The sequence below is a fragment of the Oleiphilus sp. HI0066 genome, assembly GCF_001635725.1.
Map to the genome: position 1 here is coordinate 1 of NZ_LWFH01000697.1, position 886 is coordinate 886.

Below are 886 nucleotides of genomic sequence, written 5' to 3' on the forward strand. Positions count from 1 at the left end.
ATTTTCTATAGATTTAAAAAGTGCTTTTACCCAAGCAGGTTCATCTAGTAAATCTATGTTGATGGCTTTTGCTTCAATCATTATTTGTACGTTTATCCTCAGTTTTATTTTTCAAGGACACATCGAAGGCTTATGGCAGGTAGCAGGCTTATCTGTTGGTGCTTATACGGGCGGAGGGCCAAACATGGCCGCAATCAACGCNGCCATAGAAGGTGATAAAGATATATTCGTGATGATGACTAGCTATGACATTCTATTATCTGCGATATATTTGCTATTTGTCTTAAGTTTCGCCAAACCGCTATTCACCAAAGTCTTATTACCAGCAGCTCAGGACGTACTTAACAAGTCGGAAAACAAGTTTGCACATTTGGGCGAAGAAACCTCAGCAAGTTACCAAGTACTTGGAACGCTCAGAGGTTTAAAAGAAGGTATAATTACGGCAGTGCTCTCGCTACTAATCATTGGTTTAGCACTTGGCTTGGCGAGTCTCTTGCCCAGTTCAATGAAATCATCAGGAACAATCATTCTCATTACAACGCTCGGAATGCTTGCTTCGTTCATTCCTCAAATTCGTCGTTTAACAGTGAGCTTTCGCGTTGGAATGTACCTAGTACTTGTGTTCTGCTTTACGATGGGAAGTATGACGAACTTAAGTGTTCTAGCAGATTTAAATTGGGCTCTGTTTAGCTACATTGGCTTAATGCTAATTGGCGCTATGACAATTCATGCGGGACTCTGTCGCGTTTTCAAGATTGATGTAGACACTTTCTTGGTCACATCTTCCGCAGCAATAATGTCTGTACCTTTTATCCCAGTGATTGTTGGAGCACTTCGCAATCAAGCCTTATTGGTGCCCGGTTTTTGCGCGGCAATTACTGGCTAT

General features: G+C 41.6%; 1 protein-coding gene. It reads left to right on the forward strand.

The features are described 5' to 3' along the window. Window positions 1-886: DUF819 family protein (locus tag A3738_RS08740; protein ID WP_068763534.1), on the forward strand; the 886-nt coding region annotated here is incomplete at both ends.